This window comes from Corynebacterium drakensteinense (genome assembly GCF_041224285.1).
Taxonomy (GTDB): Bacteria; Actinomycetota; Actinomycetes; order Mycobacteriales; family Mycobacteriaceae; genus Corynebacterium.
This window is the reverse complement of record NZ_JAXOFP010000001.1, coordinates 96,250-112,976: the sequence shown is the minus strand read 5'-3', so window position 1 is coordinate 112,976 and position 16,727 is coordinate 96,250. Positions and strand designations below refer to the sequence as shown.

16 protein-coding genes and 1 pseudogene are annotated in these 16,727 nt (G+C 52.8%); 6 read left to right on the top strand and 11 right to left on the bottom strand.

What is annotated here, in order from left to right; translation table 11 throughout:
* Positions 1 to 2 precede the first annotated feature (2 nt).
* From U1140_RS00520 to U1140_RS00510, 3 genes are read right to left on the bottom strand one after another with little or no spacing between them, the layout of a single operon-like run.
* Positions 3 to 1,316, bottom strand: a complete 1,314-nt coding sequence (locus U1140_RS00520; RefSeq protein ID WP_369845482.1) for a lysine N(6)-hydroxylase/L-ornithine N(5)-oxygenase family protein — start codon at positions 1,314 to 1,316, stop codon at positions 3 to 5.
* Positions 1,306 to 2,733, bottom strand: coding sequence for a pyridoxal phosphate-dependent decarboxylase family protein (locus U1140_RS00515; protein WP_369845481.1), 1,428 nt, complete (start codon positions 2,731 to 2,733; stop codon positions 1,306 to 1,308). The genes U1140_RS00520 and U1140_RS00515 overlap by 11 nt, the downstream gene beginning before the upstream one ends.
* Entirely contained in the window at positions 2,726 to 4,009 is a 1,284-nt protein-coding gene (locus U1140_RS00510) for an aspartate aminotransferase family protein (protein WP_369845480.1), read from the bottom strand. The genes U1140_RS00515 and U1140_RS00510 overlap by 8 nt, the downstream gene beginning before the upstream one ends.
* Positions 4,010 to 4,243: 234 nt before the next feature.
* Between U1140_RS00510 and U1140_RS00505 the strand changes: the two genes are divergently transcribed.
* On the top strand, positions 4,244 to 5,248 hold the full coding sequence (locus U1140_RS00505) for an ABC transporter substrate-binding protein (RefSeq protein WP_369845479.1): 1,005 nt from the start codon (positions 4,244 to 4,246) through the stop codon (positions 5,246 to 5,248).
* A 349-nt stretch (positions 5,249 to 5,597) separates the two neighbouring features.
* Here the strand turns inward: U1140_RS00505 and U1140_RS00500 are convergent, their stop codons facing one another.
* Together U1140_RS00500 and U1140_RS00495 are read right to left on the bottom strand one after the other, a co-directional pair.
* On the bottom strand, positions 5,598 to 5,915 hold the full coding sequence (locus U1140_RS00500) for a DDE-type integrase/transposase/recombinase (RefSeq protein WP_369845478.1): 318 nt from the start codon (positions 5,913 to 5,915) through the stop codon (positions 5,598 to 5,600).
* On the bottom strand, positions 5,912 to 6,019 hold the full coding sequence (locus U1140_RS00495) for a hypothetical protein (protein ID WP_369845652.1): 108 nt from the start codon (positions 6,017 to 6,019) through the stop codon (positions 5,912 to 5,914). Before U1140_RS00495 ends, U1140_RS00500 begins: the two co-directional genes overlap by 4 nt.
* Positions 6,020 to 6,819: 800 nt before the next feature.
* On the opposite strand from U1140_RS00495, the gene U1140_RS00490 reads away from it, so the two are divergent.
* The 3 genes and pseudogenes from U1140_RS00490 to U1140_RS00480 all read left to right on the top strand — a co-directional run.
* Entirely contained in the window at positions 6,820 to 8,223 is a 1,404-nt protein-coding gene (locus U1140_RS00490) for an IS30 family transposase (protein WP_049168789.1), read from the top strand.
* Positions 8,174 to 8,521, top strand: a complete 348-nt coding sequence (locus U1140_RS00485; protein WP_369845477.1) for an integrase core domain-containing protein — start codon at positions 8,174 to 8,176, stop codon at positions 8,519 to 8,521. Before U1140_RS00490 ends, U1140_RS00485 begins: the two co-directional genes overlap by 50 nt.
* Before the next feature lie 42 nt (positions 8,522 to 8,563).
* Positions 8,564 to 8,809 (top strand): annotated as a pseudogene (locus U1140_RS00480) (peptide chain release factor 3); the annotation flags it as partial.
* A 28-nt stretch (positions 8,810 to 8,837) separates the two neighbouring features.
* Here U1140_RS00480 and U1140_RS00475 read toward each other — a convergent pair.
* From U1140_RS00475 to U1140_RS00465, 3 genes are all read right to left on the bottom strand, one after another.
* Entirely contained in the window at positions 8,838 to 10,418 is a 1,581-nt protein-coding gene (locus U1140_RS00475) for an alpha/beta hydrolase (RefSeq protein WP_369845476.1), read from the bottom strand.
* 77 nt (positions 10,419 to 10,495) lie between these two features.
* A complete protein-coding gene (locus U1140_RS00470; RefSeq protein WP_369845475.1) occupies positions 10,496 to 10,921 on the bottom strand; it encodes a hypothetical protein in 426 nt (141 codons plus the stop codon).
* Positions 10,922 to 11,124: 203 nt separating this feature from the next.
* Complete coding sequence (locus U1140_RS00465) at positions 11,125 to 11,994, bottom strand: patatin-like phospholipase family protein (RefSeq protein WP_023019740.1); 870 nt, start codon at positions 11,992 to 11,994, stop codon at positions 11,125 to 11,127.
* A gap of 75 nt (positions 11,995 to 12,069) precedes the next feature.
* Here U1140_RS00465 and U1140_RS00460 point away from each other — a divergent pair, with 75 nt between their 5' ends.
* Positions 12,070 to 12,441 (top strand): hypothetical protein, encoded by a 372-nt coding sequence (locus tag U1140_RS00460; RefSeq protein ID WP_369845474.1) that lies wholly within the window; start codon positions 12,070 to 12,072, stop codon positions 12,439 to 12,441.
* Between the two features lie 26 nt (positions 12,442 to 12,467).
* Here the strand turns inward: U1140_RS00460 and U1140_RS00455 are convergent, their stop codons facing one another.
* Entirely contained in the window at positions 12,468 to 13,121 is a 654-nt protein-coding gene (locus tag U1140_RS00455) for a hypothetical protein (RefSeq protein ID WP_369845473.1), read from the bottom strand.
* 35 nt (positions 13,122 to 13,156) lie between these two features.
* Here U1140_RS00455 and U1140_RS00450 point away from each other — a divergent pair, with 35 nt between their 5' ends.
* Positions 13,157 to 14,425: a DUF6882 domain-containing protein gene (locus U1140_RS00450; protein WP_369845472.1), complete on the top strand. Its 1,269-nt coding sequence runs from the start codon at positions 13,157 to 13,159 to the stop codon at positions 14,423 to 14,425.
* Between the two features lie 164 nt (positions 14,426 to 14,589).
* On the opposite strand, the gene rraA is transcribed toward U1140_RS00450, so the two are convergent.
* Together rraA and aceA are read right to left on the bottom strand one after the other, a co-directional pair.
* Complete coding sequence (gene rraA, locus U1140_RS00445; protein ID WP_369845470.1) at positions 14,590 to 15,090, bottom strand: ribonuclease E activity regulator RraA; 501 nt, start codon at positions 15,088 to 15,090, stop codon at positions 14,590 to 14,592.
* Positions 15,091 to 15,092: 2 nt separating this feature from the next.
* Positions 15,093 to 16,385: an isocitrate lyase gene (gene aceA, locus U1140_RS00440; protein WP_249620516.1), complete on the bottom strand. Its 1,293-nt coding sequence runs from the start codon at positions 16,383 to 16,385 to the stop codon at positions 15,093 to 15,095.
* Between the last annotated feature and the right edge of the window lie 342 nt (positions 16,386 to 16,727).

Genomic DNA, 16,727 nt, shown 5'->3' with positions numbered 1-16,727 from the left:
CATCAGAATTTGGTGTATGAAGTTCTCGATGGAAGATCATAAAACTGATATCCAAGTGCAGTATTTATGATCACAGCGCTTCGCCATGCAGCTAAACCCAGATCTGGAGTGCCAACTCCATGAGTTGCGAGCTCGACGTTTTGTACATAAACATCACCCGAAATCGAATTTCCATTCGCGGATACCTGCAACCGCTGATCCAGGTCCACGGCTGCTACACCATTGTTTTTCTCAAAAGTCACATTCTTAAATAGACTTTCCCAGTCACGTGGTCGGTACCCTGTTGCACAGATCAGGCCATCTGTTTCTACCGATTCCCTCCGATCTTTTAAAGTATGTTGGAACGTTAACCACAACTTTTCGCCTTTGATTTCTACACTGTCCAGTTCCATGTTGGGCTGCAAGACAGGCATTTCAGCTCCATATCTGTCTCTGCGATACAGCTCGTCATGAATATCAGAAATCGTGTCCGCACTGATTCCCTTATACAGTTGCCATTGTTTTTGAATAAGCTCTTCCCGCGTCTCAAATTTTAATGCGTGGAAAAACTTCGTATAGTCTGGCGTGAAATGCTGCAACCCAAGTTTTGAGTACTCCATAGGCGCGAATGCACTACTACGGGTGAACCAGCTGATGTTCTGTCGCTGTATACGGTTACGCTGCAACAAATCAAGCACAATCTCCGCACCGGATTGTCCGGATCCGAGAACTGTTACGCTGCCCAAGCGGCTGATTGAGTCTAGGTTATCTAAATACTGGCCGCTATGAATAACCTGTGCAGATAAGCCATCTCTCAAAAATGACTGAACCGGAGATGGCAACGCAGCTTGAGTTCCAATACCCAAAGAAATATTTCTAGCAAAATATTCTTCTCCGCCACTTGTACATACTTGAAAGCTATTATGGCTCTCAATCCAGGTAATACTTAACACCCTAGTGTTGAACAAGCAATTCTTCAGAGAAGTGCTCAGCCATTGCAGGTAATCGTTATACTCTTCTCGTTCAATATGCCATTGTTCCCTGAAATAGAAAGGGAACAGACGATGTCTTTCTTTGAGATATGCCAAAAACGACCACTTCGAACGTGGCTCCACCAGGCTAACGGCGTCTGCCAAAAAAGGAACTTGCAGCTTAGCATCCTCGAACATCAACCCAGGGTGCCAATCGAACCTATTGTTTTCATCTAGGAAGATACAGTCCAGTTCCGTGTCATCCGCCAACGCTGCCAATGATAAATTAAATGGCCCTATCCCGACTCCCAAGATATCGTATATGTTTTGCGTTGCGTTCTTCGCAGACAACTGTTCACTGCCCATTTGCTAGCTCCTTTGTCTCAGTTTCGATATCATCAAAAATTTTCTCGATGTCCTTTCTTTCTAATAATGGGTTCAATAAAGTGATCTTCCACCACAAAGCGTTACTTTCCTCGTCACACGATACGAGCGCTCTACCCAGCAATGCTTTTCCAGATTCCATAAGTGAACGACGAATTTTAGCAACAATTACAGACTTATCTCGCCCTACCCACAGCTTATTGCTGGGTCGAAATAGTAACGTCGAGATTCCATTTTGTGGTCTAAGCACTTCGAATCTCTCATCCGTGCTAAGACTTTCCTCCACTTCATCCGACAATTTAATACAGGCATCAATTCCCCGTGCTAAACCTTCTTTTCCCAAGCTAAGCAAAGATACCAGCATCCTCACGGCATCAGCTCTTCGGGAAGTTTTTATCGATCTTCCCAACAAGTCTGGGATACCAGCATCCGTGTCATCAGTAGCGTTCAGGTAGTGGGCAACAAAAGATAAAGCTTTAGTATCTGAACTATTTTTAATTGACAGGGTACCTGAGGCGATTGGTTGCCAGCCAAACTTATGGAAATCCATGGATACCGTATCCGCCAACTGTATCCCAGAGATTTTATGTCTATTGACGTCACTGAAAGCAAGCAATCCACCATATGCACCATCAACGTGCAACCTAGATCCTGTTTCTTGGCATAGCAACGCAAGTTCTTCAATCGGATCTATCTCCCCAGCATCAGTAGTTCCAGCAGTCGCTACTACGAGCTTGGGCCCCTGATATTTTTTCAAGCATTCCTTTACTAAGGATGAGGTTAATCTGCCCGACACTGTATTGACAACGACAGGCTCTGTTAGCCCCAGCAACCAAGCTGAACGCTGAATACTGTGATGGCAATTGTCCCCACAGATAACCTGTACATCATTCCCTAGCATTTCTCGTGCTAGCAACAGCGCTACCAGATTCGACTCAGTACCTCCCCCAGTTATCAGGGTGTCAGATTTGGTGCAGCCGTAGACTGTTCGCGAAATATAGCGAGATACCACCGCTTCTAATTCAGAAGCTATTGGTGCTTGGTCCCAAGAATCCATCGATTGATTCATCGAACTGATAACCAAGTCCATAGCTGCGGCGACTGCGAGAGGCGAAGCATGCAGATGCGCCACCGTACGTTTATTGAACGGAACCACACTATTTCGTACCAACAGCGGAACAATTTGCTGAAGTGCTTGTGCTGCCCCCACACCGTTACAAGGCAACTCATCCGGCACGACGCTTCGTACTTTCTCACGTATAACCAGGGGATCCAGTTGTGCGAGAGCGTCAAAGCGCTGACTGTTCGCGGACATCAGTTCAACGATCAATGGAACCAGCTGCGATACTTCTTCACTAGAGGCGAAAGCGAAATCTGTTTTTGCTGTCTGCTCAATCATTCAATGATTCCCCAATAATCTTGACAAGTTTATCCACCACTATTTGGACTTCGCTATCACCAATATTGAGTGGTGGCAGCAAACGGATCACAGTATCGTTTCTGCCGCCTCGTTCTACAATCAACTTCCGGTTAAAACATTCTTGCTGAATTTTCTGGGCCAGCTCTTTCCCGGCTGTTTCAATACCAATCATTAATCCACGACCACGTACGTCTACGACTCCCGCGCAGTCACGAATGTTATTTAGCCCTTCCAAAATCGCTTTTGACTGGCGTTGGACGTTGCCAAGCAATTCGCCTGCTTTCAGCTCTACCAGAACTTCCCGTCCAGCAACCATCGCCAGTGTGTTGCCTCGAAATGTTCCGGTGTGTGCTCCTGGTGCCCAGGCATCCAATTCTTGTTTATATGCGATAACAGCTAACGGCAACCCACCACCAATAGCCTTAGAAGCTACGAGAATGTCGGGTTCTACTGAAGCATGCTCACAAGCCCAAATCTTGCCGCTACGGCCGACACCACATTGAACTTCGTCGAAAATAAGCAGAATCCCAAACTCTGAAGCAAGTTCACGGATAGCTCTCAACGAATCATCCGAAACTACATTCACGCCACCTTCGCCTTGAATCGGCTCAAGTATGATCGCAGCCGGTACGCCAACGCCACTGTGGCTATCTTCCAGGTAAGACCTCATCAATGCCACTGCATCGAATGATTGCCCTTCTGCAGATTGATTCGGAAACGGAAATCGTGTCACCGGCTGATATTCATACGCTGGCCCCAGCCTCATGCCTGGCGAAGCTGATACACCAGAAGCACCCAACGTCATACCATGATAGGCACCGGTGAAAGCAAATATTCCCTTTCGTCCGGTAGCCTGCTGCGCAAGTTTAAGCGCAGCTTCTACTGCATCTGTTCCTGCTGGACTACAAAAGTGCAATTTTGCTCGATTCTTTAGAGAACCCGGCAACACCCCTCGGTAAAGTTCAATAAACCTACGTTTTTCCGGAGTCATAAAATCCAGACCATGCAAAAGCGTCCCTGAATGCAATGCACCCTCTACCGCCTGATTAATTGATGCATGGTTATGTCCCAAGGCTAGAGTGCCTGCCCCTGCCAAACAATCAAGATATTTCTCCCCTGTTGCACTTTCTATCCAAGCCCCAGAAGCTGCCACAGGTGCCATTGGGAAACTACGCGGATAAGACCTAGCACTAGATTCCACAGCATCCTGAAAACTCAAAGCATCAGGCTCCGAAAGTGTTAGCTTTTCGCTCATGCTGTTCCTCTTCTCATGGTGCGATTCCCGTTCTATACGAAGTCTCGGCAATCGTTATATTCCTACAGATGCAAAAGACCCAAAGGACCACTCTAGATAGAAAGATCTCGAGTGCATCAACCCTTTGTTGCATTCTCACTTTCATGACGATAACATAACTTTGTCATTGAGGCTAGCCTCAATATACAAGCCTAACCTTTCAAGCTTTTTCGGTTCTATCACCAGGAGAAAATTATGCGCAAACTCCGCATTTCCACGGCCGTCATTGCATCGACGCTGAGCATAAGCTTGCTTGCCGCCTGTTCATCTTCGGCAGAAGATTCCGCTGCAGAAAACACTGCGTCATCCACAACCGCATCCAGCACCACGGATACCGCAACCAGCGATACTCGCACGATTGAACACGCAATGGGCACCACCGAGCTCAGCGAACCAATCAAAACTGTGATGGCGCTCGATCGCGGCCTGCTGGACCCAGCCATCGCATTATGCCTTGACGTTGTGGGATTCACCGAAATTGCTGGCTCTGATGGTATCCCGGAATACTTTGGTGAAGACGGCAAAAAGTGTGCCGCTGATGCTGTTTCTGTCGGTAGTCTAAGTGAACCTTCAATAGAGCAGATCAGCTCCCTCAAACCAGACGCGATTTTGTCAGCGAAAGTCCGACACGAAGAAATCTACGATCAGCTAGATAAAGTTGCTCCGACTATCTTCACCGAAAAAACCGGCGAGCCATGGAAAGAAAACTTAAAACTAGTTGGTGAGGCTGTCGAAAAGAAAGACGAAGCAACCTCTCTGATCAAAGAATATGAAGATCGCGCTCAGCGCATCGGCGACCGCGTGCGTGAAAAGCTCGGGAAAAACCCGACGATCTCCGTGGTTCGCTTCCTAGACGAGCCTACCCGGCTGTATAAGAAAGACACCTATATCGGCGTGGTGATGAGTGACCTGGGATTCGAGACGAACGAAGCCGCCAGCGGTACTGGCTTTAATGAAGAAATCTCTGAAGAACAAATCAGCTTGATCGACGCTGACCACATTTTCATCACCACGTATGCAGATGATGAAGGAATCAGCGAGCGTACAAAAGAAGAATTTAAGCGCAACCCTCTGTGGGACCGTCTAGAAGGAGAAGTCAGCGAAGTTGAAGATGGCATCTGGATGAGTGCTGTTGGTCTCTACGGCGCTAATGCAGTCTTAGACGATATCGCCGAGACCTTTGGCGTGGACGCCGATTAACTCCCCCTGGATCGAGAACAATCGGAATAATAAATGAAGTACTCCCCATTAGTTGGACTGAAAAATCAGTTTCTGACTAGTGGGGAGCACTTCATTTCCCGGGACTCATCTTGTTCCCAAAACCCGACTTCAACCTCGACCGGAGTGCGGCACCCCAAGCTTTGGTGGAGCCTGGATTCATTCCACCATGCCCCCACTTAAACGTTGCGGTCTCCACCTCGAGAACATCACCCCAGCTTCTGGTATGGATCAGCTCATTTTTGTAAGATCCGTTCACGTTTTCCGCCAGAGCGTAGTTATAGGAATCGCCAACCGTTCCTGTGGAAGATTGGATCCCGAATTCAGAGACCTACTCGTTGTAGACAACGCTGACATACTGCGAACCGTGGTCCGAATGGTGTACCAAACCTGTTGTTTCCCTCGCACTCACAATCGCTTGGTTGAGAGCTTGCAGCGGTAAAACTTCGGTCCGCATGGAATCTGATAACGCCCACCCAACGATCCGCCTGGAGCAAACGTCGGTGACAAACGCGGCATACACAAAGCCATTGTTCGTGCGCACATAGGTAATGTCAGCCACCCACAACTTGTTCGGACCCGAAGCTGTGAACTCACGCCCCACCAAGTCCGGACGCATATCCACCGTTTTTGGCCTACAAGTGGTCACCGGTGATCGGCCTTTATTTTGCCTGAAACACCAGCCAGGCGCATCAGCCGGGCAGTGTGCTCACGACCAATATCGATTCCTTCACGGCGAAAGGCATGCCACATTTTTCGCACACCGTAGACACTGTAATTAGCTTGATGAATAGCACTAATACGCTCAACCGGAACAGTTATCGCGAAGGCGACGAGCACTTAGCCCACGGGCCTTGGACTGGCGTTATCCACGCGAGGTGATAAACCCGCCAACCCAGTTATTCTTCAACGTCTTGCAGATGAACTCGACTGAGAAAAGATCCCGATATTCATCGATGAACCGGATCGTAACTGAGGATTTGGGTCTGGTTCCGATGCGAAAAAAGCTGAAGCAGCCTTCAACAGTTCGTTGGTATCTCGTAGCTTGTGGTTTTCACGTCGCAGCCTGGAGATTTCGGCTTGCATATCCTCTGGCATGCGTTCGACAACACGTCCTTCACGTCGAACGGCTTGCGTCCATTGTCTTGCTGTGTGCCGAGACCCCTAGTTTCGGCGCCACAATCTTGCACGCTTGTTGCATTGAAAGATTCTCCGCCAAGATGCGATCTTCTACTAATCGGACAACTCAGTCCTTGGCATCCTGGTCAAATTTTTTGGGCATGGTCCAAATTTTTCCATCTACTCAGACAGAACAAAACCTTGGACACTCCATATTCACGGAAACTTGCAGGTTATGCACTCGCAGACCACATGCGTGTTTCACTGGTCATTGATGCTTTAGCCCACGCACATGGTGTGCGTGGCAGTCTTGATGAGGCTGTTCTCCATTCCGATCACGGCAGCGTGGGTGGATTCAATTGGTTGTCGCAACACCCTGAGCATGGAGGTATGAGAAGGTGGCTACCAAGGACTGGAGTAAGAAGACCAGTGATATGCCGGTGGGGGTGCGGCGTCAGTGGCGTGCGGATCGGGCGTTGCGGCCTGCGATGCGTTCCCCGGGTAGGCCGGTTCCGTCACGGGCAGTGCAACGCCAGTTCTGGGGTCTGATCGCGACGGGAATCACCACTGCGCAGGCCGCCCTTCAGGTGGGGGTGTCCGTACCGGTGGGAACGAGGTGGTTCCGTCATGCTGGTGGAATGAGACCGTTAGCTTTGGACGAGCCCTCGGGGCGGTATCTATCGTTTGCTGAACGAGAGGAAATCGCGATCCTGTGGGAGAAACAGACGGGTGTGCGTGAGATCGCTCGACGGATTGGCCGCAATCCGGCGACGATTTCTCGTGAGCTACGGCGTAATGCTGCCACCCGTGGTGGCAAGCAGGTTTATCGGGCAGGGGTGGCCCAGTGGAAAGCTCAGGAAGCCGCTAAGCGTCCCAAACAAGCAAAACTCGTGGATAATCCGCGCCTGCGGGACTATGTTCAGGAGCGTCTTGCTGGGACGGTCCGAGATGAAAACGGGGTCGTCATGGCGGGGCCTGATACGCCTGCGTGGAAGGGCCGGAGCAAACCTCACAGGGCAGACCGACGGTGGTTGACCGCGTGGAGCCCGGAGCAGATATCGCAGCGGTTAAGGATCGACTTCCCTGATGATGAGAGTATGAGAATCTCCCATGAAGCGATCTACCAGGCGCTCTATATCGAGGGGCGCGGGGCGCTGAAGCGTGAACTCGTGGCCGCACTGCGGACTGGGCGGGCCCTGCGTAAACCCCGCGCCCGGTCCAAGAGCAAGCCTGAAGGTCATGTCACCGCCGATGTTGTCATCTCTAACCGGCCCCCGGAAGCCTCGGATCGGGCGGTGCCCGGGCATTGGGAAGGAGACTTGATCATCGGTACCGGCAGGTCAGCGATCGGGACCGTGGTCGAACGCTACAGCCGGTCGATCCTGCTGGTGCACCTGCCCCGGTTGGACGGCTGGGGTGAACAACCAAGGACGAAGAACGGACCTGCCTTGGGTGGGTACGGTGCTGAAGCGATGAACACCGCCCTACAAACCGTGATGAAAGATCTACCGTTACAACTGCGTCAAACGTTGACCTGGGACCGCGGAACCGAGCTCGCTGACCATGCCGCTTTCACTCTAGCCACGGGCACGAAAGTGTTCTTCGCGGACCCACACTCGCCATGGCAACGTCCCACGAATGAGAACAGCAACGGACTCCTACGCCAGTACTTTCCCAAGGGTACCGACCTGTCTCGATGGACAGCCCAAGACCTCGCCGCCATCGCCTACACGCTCAACAACAGACCAAGAAAAGTCCTTGGATTTCGAACCCCAGTCGAAGTCTTCAATGAACAACTACAATCAATTCAAAACAACAGTGTTGCAACCACCGATTGAATCCAAGGTGTACACCTCACAAGCGTTTAGAAACTACTGCTCGTCGCTGGGTGTACGCCAATCCATGGCCGCGGTAGGAACTAGTGCCGATAACGCCCTAGCAGAATCATTTAACGCCACGTTAAAGCGGGAAGTTTTGCGTAATAGGAAAGTCTTTGACGATCCAATCGCCTGCCGTCAGGAAGTCTTACGGTGGTGCATGCACTACAACACCCGCGGGCGGCACTCCTGGTGCAATCTTGTAGCTCCTGATGTTTTTGAAGCGGAGACTTCAGCTACACTGGCTAAAGTCGCATAGTTACCCCCCGACGTGTCCACTTTCCGGGGGTCAGGCCCGTAGTTCGAAGTCATGCAGGCCCGCATGGAGGTCGAATACAACGTGGAAACTGTCGTCGAGCCCGTACCTTATTCGGTAGCACGACGCACCGACGCGGCCTCAGCTGAAGAATTAGGCCGCCAGCGCGGAGTGGAAATTTTCACTCGCACCGACGGCGAATTGATTGCGCTGTTCGGCGATAAATGGAAGCTCGCGTTCGTACAAAAAGAACACCCGGAGCTGACCATGGAGCCGTTGGTAGCCGATTAGATATCGGCCCGCGCTGCGTTTACATCACCTAGTAGAGGTCGACCGCCCGCAAGTCGATACTGCCATCACCAGTGATTTCCAATTGGCTAATCGGGCGGTTCTTTACTGGTTCCGGCAAGCTAATCCTTAAGGTGCGTATCCAGTATTCACCGTTGCTGGTTTCCGTGGTGGCATCTTTCAGTACCGGGTTGGGGGTCGGCACTGGGATTGAGTGTCGGGAACCATCGTCCATGATCGCGGTAATTTCCAGCTTGGTTTCCTTCTTGCCGTCTTCCCGGCTGCCAGTAGGCATCATGTGCATGCTCAGTGCTTCCGCGCCTGCAGAACTCACCGGAACCACCGCGGGGGATTTAGTCAATTGCACGCGGGCATTGACAGAAGCGGAATTAACGATTCCCATGTCCACGAAATCGCAACGATCCTCATAATCCACCGGATTCATAGACGGATAAATCCGACAGAATTTGGCCTCGCTCCCTGGCAGTTGCGCTTCTGGTTCTGAAGCAATCCATTGCTCTGCAGCGGCCGGGGTGGCAGCATACACGCTCGCTTCTCTGCCTGCGAGCTCAGCGGGTAATTCATCGTCGGCGTCCAATGGATACGGCCCGTCTTGGCCACGGAGAGTTTGATCAAACCAAAGCCGGAGAGCTTCCGCTAAAAATTCCTCATGTTCTTTGGCACCAATGTCGCCAATTTCGCCATCATCGATGCGGTCGTCAAATTCCCGCTTGGATAAAACACGGTTGATGTAGTTGTGCCCAAGCCCCGACACAATAAAGTTTAAGGCTGCCGTCTGCCTGTCCTGCCCCACGTATTCTGGTAACCAGTCAGCTGCGGCCTGGGAAGTATCTTCATCCGCTTGCCCATCAATGGTCAGAGTCGGCACATCAGCTGGAGCTGGAGAGAAACTATCTTCCGGGGATTCTGGCACATGGTAGAACCCGCCATAGCTGGCCAAAGATACCTCAGGCCACATTTCTGCAGCCTTATTTCCTAACAATGCAGAACGCGAGTGCATAAACACACCAGTGCGAGAAAAATCCGTCATGCCCGCAAGGCTGTCATCTAAGTGCTGCGACTGGCCCTGGTTCGCTGCTTCTAGTTCCCCACGAATGGCACTGACCACACCCGCCCAGGCTTCTACCTGGTCGTACGGTTGCGTGGGGCTTTCTGGCGCCCACAACGGGCCTAAATCAGGGACGACGACGGTATATCCCGCCTCTGCGAGATCCTCTGCCAAATAGTGCATTCCGCGATCTGCACGTACCTCATCTACCCCATCTGCGCACGGATAGGCGAAAGTATCATCAGCGCAATTAAACGTGCGTAAATGGTTCATTACCACCAGCGGAGCATTGCTATGCCCCGCCGTTGTCACACTGCCGCGGACGGGTAAATGTATGTCTGGAGAAACCTGGTAATCTTCCAGCGCAAATTCATGGGTGGTGGCAGTTGTTTTTTCCGTGGCCGTGGTAGTTTCTGCAGCCGTATTCTGCCCTGTTGTTGCCTGTTCTGGCGCTGCCTTCAACGCGTCGTCATCAGACGGAGCCGAACAGGCCCCGAGCAACAAAGTAGTACCTGTCAACACAGCTAAAATACTCGAACGCATGACAGACAATTCTACCGGCACGGTGGGTTCCGGTCGTGTTTACCGGACAGGGCCAGGAAGTCACCAACTCACGGTAATCAGAATCCGATGGCGCGCAGAGCCTGATCGTAATCGTCTTGAGTGACCTCAACCTTGGAACAATCCTGCGAGACATAAATGTCCGGACGTGGCTCACCTGGCTTACCATCGATACGGTAACGACAATCCGCAGCCTGCTGCGGGGTTGTCAGACCATAATTTAAGGCATTGTAATGCTTGTCATCCACGTTCTTAAGCCACGCCACCAATGCGCGGAGGTTGCTTGGCCGGTTACCTCTCGGGTCGTTCCAGAGCACGGAGCTGCCAATAGACAGCGCCGACTTGAGCTGATTCGACACTGAATTGTCCTGATCCGACGACGATTGCACCAGCTGTTTCTGCACAGGCATCGCTTGAGCAACCCCGCCACTTGCCAGGCCTGCCAGCGTGAGAACAGCCAAGCTTGCGGTGAACAGTTTCTTCATAAAAGGCCCCTTATCTATTTATATGATCCAACATTTCATGCTTGACCATTGAATTCATTCGGCAGATAAGAGTTTATATAGTCCCACCTAACAATAACTAGGCACACCTTTATGATTCTTCTCACACCGAGAGCACATGACGAGGAACAAAACCGGCACAATTTAGTCGTGGGAGATAATTCTTAAACTAAATTCGTTTTCCTTTAACCGGTCAAAAATTCTTCCCATTGTGGCCATTCTTTTTCTGTTTGGATCTGGCCCATCCGGTAGCTGTGCAACAGCTTTTCGGCATCGCGTTCAGTTGATTCCACGGACAAATCCGTAGGGAAGAATAGTTGCGCGCGACCTTGTTTTTCTAGCGTCAGCAAGCGGTCTTTCGCGGCATTGTATTTCGCCGGCCGCTCTATCATCGCAGTGGCAATTGCGGGGTGTTTGAAAAACGCCCGCCGCAAAAAGCCTTCACGCTGAGTATCGGGACGAACATATTCGCGGGGTTTCGTCGCCAAGAAAAGAAACTTCGTGAATCCAGCCTTTTCGGCCTCGTTAATGAGGATGCCACCGGAATCACCCAAAGCACCGTCGACAAACGGCACACCATCAATCACGCGCATCGGCATGATCAGCGGCAACGTCGATGACGCTCGAACGCACATCATCAGATCCGGCAAGCTTGGCATGTCTTCCCTGCCCCAGTTCACGGTCTCGCCGGTATCTGCGCGCGTGGCGCTGATGCACACCTGTGCCGACGATTCCGTGAACGTCTCCCAGTCATAGGGCAGATCTTTATCCGCGGCCTTTTCATAGATAAATTCTGCGTTGAAATATCCCCGACCGCGCAAGAAATGACTCAGCCCACCAAACGAGGGGTTATTCGCAAAATCCGTGAACGAACTGCGGGCGCGTTCTTTATCACCGGATAAAAAATTCACGGTGTGCGAGGCCCCAGCGGATACACCGCCGACCCAGCCAAAATGCACTTGCTTTTCCAGCAGGTGCACAATGCTGGCGGCGGTATAGGAATTACGCATTCCCCCGCCTTCAATCACTAAAGCTGTATCTCGTGCGTCGATCATCCTTGCCCATAATAGTCGCGAGTTCACGAAATTGTGACTAAAAGTGATTCACCGTTTACCGGTTAGAATGACCTCATGGGACTATTCGACCTGCTACGCGGTTCTGCTAAGCCCGCGCTCACCCAGCTTCCGGATGCTGCACGCCACGTAGGCGTCGACAAGCTGGCAGTGCACACGGCGGAAGAAATGGTGATCATTACAGGATCGGTGCAGGTAGCAGACATCATTCTGGACGCCGCCCGCCATAACGAGGCGGCGGTAATCAAAGGACCCAACGCGCAGATTGTACTAGTGCCGACGAAAACCGATGATCTGCCGGTACACGACCCCAACAATGGATGGCTGATTCCGCTAAGCCCCGCATTGCGTTCTGCAATTACCCAACACTTGGCACCGAAAACATGCGCGTTAGAACTCACAGACCGCGTCGGCATCGTTATTGAATAAAGCGCAACCTAGAAACGCTTAGACACTTAGACTCCGAGTGCACCGAGCACGATTAACAGCACGCCCACGCTATAGCCTGCCGCCTTGCTCAAAAGCTCAGTGTTGTGTGATGCCTTAGTAAACAGCCTGCCAATCGGCGAATGCGGCGCGATTCGGACCCAACCAACAAGCAACGCGAAGACGATGGGGAGCGACAACGCGATAGTGGCATACAGCACCACTCCCGCCCCCAACGTCGCTGGTGCCGGATGCAACGCGGTGAGCACAATCAGCCCAGCAAAAAACGGCACGGAAGTCGCCGATTGCACCACGCCGAGGCCGAAACCAATCCCGAAGGTCATCGGCGATGGTTTTTGTAGCCTACCTAATAACCGTCCCACCACAGCAGGCGGCTTGCCTTTCGATAACCAGGTGCCCACGAGCGTGAGCACGCCGACGCCGATCAAGGTCAGCCCGAAGGCTGCCGAGTCAAGAATTTTTTGCATGAGCTCGCCGAAGCCGGAAAACACGACGGTCACCAGCAGCGCGAGCGCAAAAACGCCGAACCAGTTGCCGGTCACCAACAGTGGTGCGACCTTTTTATACCGCCCCGCTGGCAGCAGCACGCCCAAGGCAACGATCACAGCAATGGACAAAACATTGATCGAATCCATGAAGGCGTAACTAACGGCATAGAGCATGCTGGTCATTCTACAGTGCTTGTACACTAACACTCATGCTGTCTGCCCCGCGCACCCTCGCCGATATCGCTACCGATGGCTTTTTGGCCCAGGCCGATCGCCTAGCAATGTTTCGCGCCCGGTTCGGTGAGATCACCAAGGTGGAGCTTTCTGTGCGCGAAAACTCGGCCAACGACAACGACGCGATGCTTGCCGACGGACGTGTCCGCGATCAACCAGTGATGCTGTCTTTTGCCTCTGCTCAGGTGGCACAACGCGTCGAGCTCGCTGCCCAGTGGGTCGCCACCATCGTTGATGGCACCTGGCATTGGCAAACCGCAGCGGTCGATGATTTTTCCGATATCCCACAACTGGATCCGCTCGCCCCGCAGCCTGCCGACGACGAGTTATTAGCAGCTACCCGCACCTTGTTTCGCAATGCTCCGGCCGTGTTGGTTCCACTTCCCCGGAGCTCGCGCCAACGTTCCGGTAAAGACTCTGCTGCGCAATTCGCGGTGTTGATCGTGTCTGGCTTCGTCGACGAAGGCCCGGTGCACGTCGCGCTCAGCAACGGTCTGGCACAGCTGCCGGATCACTATGACACGCTAAGAGCGTTGCAGGCCTTCGCTGTGGTACGCAGATTAGAGTTCGAACACGCTACGACGGAAGACACGTCAGCTTATTCGACGGCAGAGCACTCAGTAGCGAACCAACCGGAGAACACAGACGCCGTCGTCCAGATCGGCGCTGGGGACGACGCATACACGATTTATGTGCGCGGTGGCACAGCCATTGACCTCGCCACACAGCCGTTTACCCGCGAGCTATCGCCAACGATTGATACGCTGCGCGCCCAAGGCGCCGCCCTGCTCCGGGAGACAACCGGGCACGCCGATAACGATGAGAATGGCGAGAACGGCGACATTGATGATGACGACGATGCGGCGCCGAGTTCCACCGCCGATCGTGCAGTCGCCGATCGTGCAGTCGCAGCAAAACCCCGGCACAACTCTTCACCGGGATGGGTGGTCGCCACCGTTGCCGGTACAACCTGGACGTGGGCGTGGGCTGACCCGAAACTTGCCGGGACTTCGGGTGCGCAAGAAAGCCGCGCGCTGTTGGATTTTGGCATCAGCAACGGCGTTCTTGATTTCGTGCGCCCACACGTCGATCTGCAACGAGCGGATCTGCTCTCCCGTGGCGACGGCCTTAACGAGGCAATCGCCACGATGGTTGCTGCATGCGCGCCGATCACTGATTTCCACGACTACCGAATCGACGTCTTGGACGCAGAGACCGTGGGCATCGTGCTCTTTTCTGCATAGCCCTTCCTGCATCCACACGCAACAAAGCCCACACGCAACGAAGCCCCCACGCACCCCACACACATTGGGCCTGAAACACGACTAAACCCGGTAACTAGCTCTCACACGTACTAGCTACCGGGCTCAGATGGTGGCGCGCACACGGCGCCACTGACTAGCAAAAACTAGCTATCTTGTTCCTCTACTGGAGTTTCACTGACGACAATGCCGTCGGCGTCTGCATACACATATTGGCCTGGCACAAAGTCGATGCCACCGAATTGTACGGTGATATCAACCTTGCCAACCTTATCTTTCGCAGATTTGCGCGGGTTGGTCCCCAAAGCCTTAACACCAATATCCATGGTGCCGATTTCTTGGGAATCCCGGATCGCGCCGTTGACGATAATCCCGGCCCAGCCGTTATCCACGCCTGCGCCAGCGATCATGTCGCCGACCATCGCGGTGTGCAGATTTTCTTGGGCATCGATGACCAAGACTCCGCCTTCGTTCGGTTGGTTCAAGACTTCTTTCACCAAGGCATTGTCTTGGATGGCTTGGATGGTGGAAATCTTTCCGCAGAACTCGGTCTTGCCTCCATAGTTGGTGAATTGCTTATCGCAGCTGCGTAGCTGTTCACCGTGGATGTCTCCGATATCAGCGGTAGGAACGAATTGGATGGCCATGATTAGAACTGGCCTTCCTCAGTGGAACCCTTCAGTGCGGTGGTCGACGAGGTTGGGTCAACGGTGGTGGCAATGTTGTCGAAGTAACCAGCACCGACCTCACGCTGGTGCTTGACGGCGGTGAAGCCGCGCTCTTCGGCTGCAGCGAATTCCTTGTTCTGCAGCTCGACGAACGAGGTCATGCCGTTGCGTGCGTAGCCGTGAGCCAGGTCGAACATGCCGTAGTTCAGCGAGTGGAATCCAGCCAGGGTGATGAACTGGAAGGTAAAGCCCATGGCGCCCAGTTCTTTCTGGAACTTCGCGATGGTCTCGTCGTCAAGGTGCTTGGACCAGTTGAACGATGGCGAGCAGTTGTAGGCCAGCTTCTGGTCTGGGAACTCGGCCTTGACGGATTCCGCGAACTTCTTGGCAACCTCCAGGTCTGGGACACCGGTTTCCATCCAGATCAGGTCAGAGTATGGAGCATAGGACTTCGCACGTGCGATACAAGGCTCGATGCCTGGACGTACGCGGTAGTAGCCTTCTGCGGTGCGGTCGCCTTCGATGAACGGCTTGTCGCGATCGTCGATGTCCGAGGTGATCAAGGTGGCAGCCTCGGCGTCAGTACGAGCAATAACGACGGTGGGAACACCGGCGACGTCGGCAGCCAGACGTGCAGACGACAGGGTGCGGATGTGCTGCTGGGTTGGGATCAAAACCTTACCGCCCAGGTGGCCACACTTCTTTTCGGAAGCCAGCTGGTCTTCCCAGTGCGTACCGGCAGCACCAGCGTTGATCATGGCCTTTTGCAGCTCATAAACGTTCAGTGCACCACCGAAGCCTGCCTCACCGTCTGCAACGATGGGAACCAGCCAGTTGTCGATGGAGTTATCGCCTTCGACTCGGGAGATCTCGTCGGCACGCAGCAACGCGTTGTTGATACGGCGAACGACCTGCGGAACCGAGTTTGCTGGGTACAGCGACTGGTCTGGGTACGTGTGTCCGGACAGGTTGGCATCGCCGGCAACCTGCCAACCAGACAAGTAAACAGCCTTCAGGCCACCGCGGACCTGCTGAACGGCCTGGTTACCAGTCAAGGCGCCCAGGGCATTGATGTAGTGTCCATCGCCCTTCGAGACCTCGTCCCACAGGATCTCGGAGCCACGACGTGCCAGGGTGTGCTCTTCGACGACGTTGCCCTGCAGCTCGGCTACCTTTTCTGCGGTGTAGTCACGGGTGACGTTGGCCCAGCGAGGGTTTTCATCCCAATCTTTTTGGATTTCAGCGGCGGTACGTGCTTGACCGGTAGTAGTCATCGCAACTCCCTTTCTCGTTTGGCTTATGAGGTGATTCACATCTTGTTCGATGAATTCAGTCACGTCAAGATTTGACCCCGGTCACTAAATTTCGGGGGTAATGCCCTATTTCACATAAATGTTCGAGACCCAAAAAGAGGTTAAACCGCAGGTCTTTGTCAAAAATGCCGTTTATGGTGTGTGAACTCCGAACATAAACAGTACGTTCATACTGTTGAAACAGTACGATTGGACTGTTTTCTCAGTTCATTTTCGAACTTCGAACAGGGGTGAAAATCCCACTTTCTCCCGCCGCACTACACACAGTGAGGCAATTCACTTATTGTGGTGTCATGCCCCGGG

Coding starts and splice junctions, on each gene's coding strand:
- U1140_RS00510 (WP_369845480.1), bottom strand. CDS start 4,009: ATGAGCGAAAAGCTAACACTTTCGGAGCCTGATGCTTTGAGTTTTCAG.
- U1140_RS00460 (WP_369845474.1), top strand. CDS start 12,070: ATGGGACTATTCGACCTGCTACGCGGTTCTGCTAAGCCCGCGCTCACC.
- aceA (WP_249620516.1), bottom strand. CDS start 16,385: ATGACTACTACCGGTCAAGCACGTACCGCCGCTGAAATCCAAAAAGAT.
- U1140_RS00520 (WP_369845482.1), bottom strand. CDS start 1,316: ATGGGCAGTGAACAGTTGTCTGCGAAGAACGCAACGCAAAACATATAC.
- rraA (WP_369845470.1), bottom strand. CDS start 15,090: ATGGCCATCCAATTCGTTCCTACCGCTGATATCGGAGACATCCACGGT.
- U1140_RS00495 (WP_369845652.1), bottom strand. CDS start 6,019: ATGTGGCATGCCTTTCGCCGTGAAGGAATCGATATTGGTCGTGAGCAC.
- U1140_RS00470 (WP_369845475.1), bottom strand. CDS start 10,921: ATGAAGAAACTGTTCACCGCAAGCTTGGCTGTTCTCACGCTGGCAGGC.
- U1140_RS00515 (WP_369845481.1), bottom strand. CDS start 2,733: ATGATTGAGCAGACAGCAAAAACAGATTTCGCTTTCGCCTCTAGTGAA.
- U1140_RS00475 (WP_369845476.1), bottom strand. CDS start 10,418: ATGCGTTCGAGTATTTTAGCTGTGTTGACAGGTACTACTTTGTTGCTC.
- U1140_RS00465 (WP_023019740.1), bottom strand. CDS start 11,994: ATGATCGACGCACGAGATACAGCTTTAGTGATTGAAGGCGGGGGAATG.
- U1140_RS00505 (WP_369845479.1), top strand. CDS start 4,244: ATGCGCAAACTCCGCATTTCCACGGCCGTCATTGCATCGACGCTGAGC.
- U1140_RS00455 (WP_369845473.1), bottom strand. CDS start 13,121: ATGCTCTATGCCGTTAGTTACGCCTTCATGGATTCGATCAATGTTTTG.
- U1140_RS00450 (WP_369845472.1), top strand. CDS start 13,157: ATGCTGTCTGCCCCGCGCACCCTCGCCGATATCGCTACCGATGGCTTT.
- U1140_RS00485 (WP_369845477.1), top strand. CDS start 8,174: ATGAACAACTACAATCAATTCAAAACAACAGTGTTGCAACCACCGATT.
- U1140_RS00490 (WP_049168789.1), top strand. CDS start 6,820: ATGCCGGTGGGGGTGCGGCGTCAGTGGCGTGCGGATCGGGCGTTGCGG.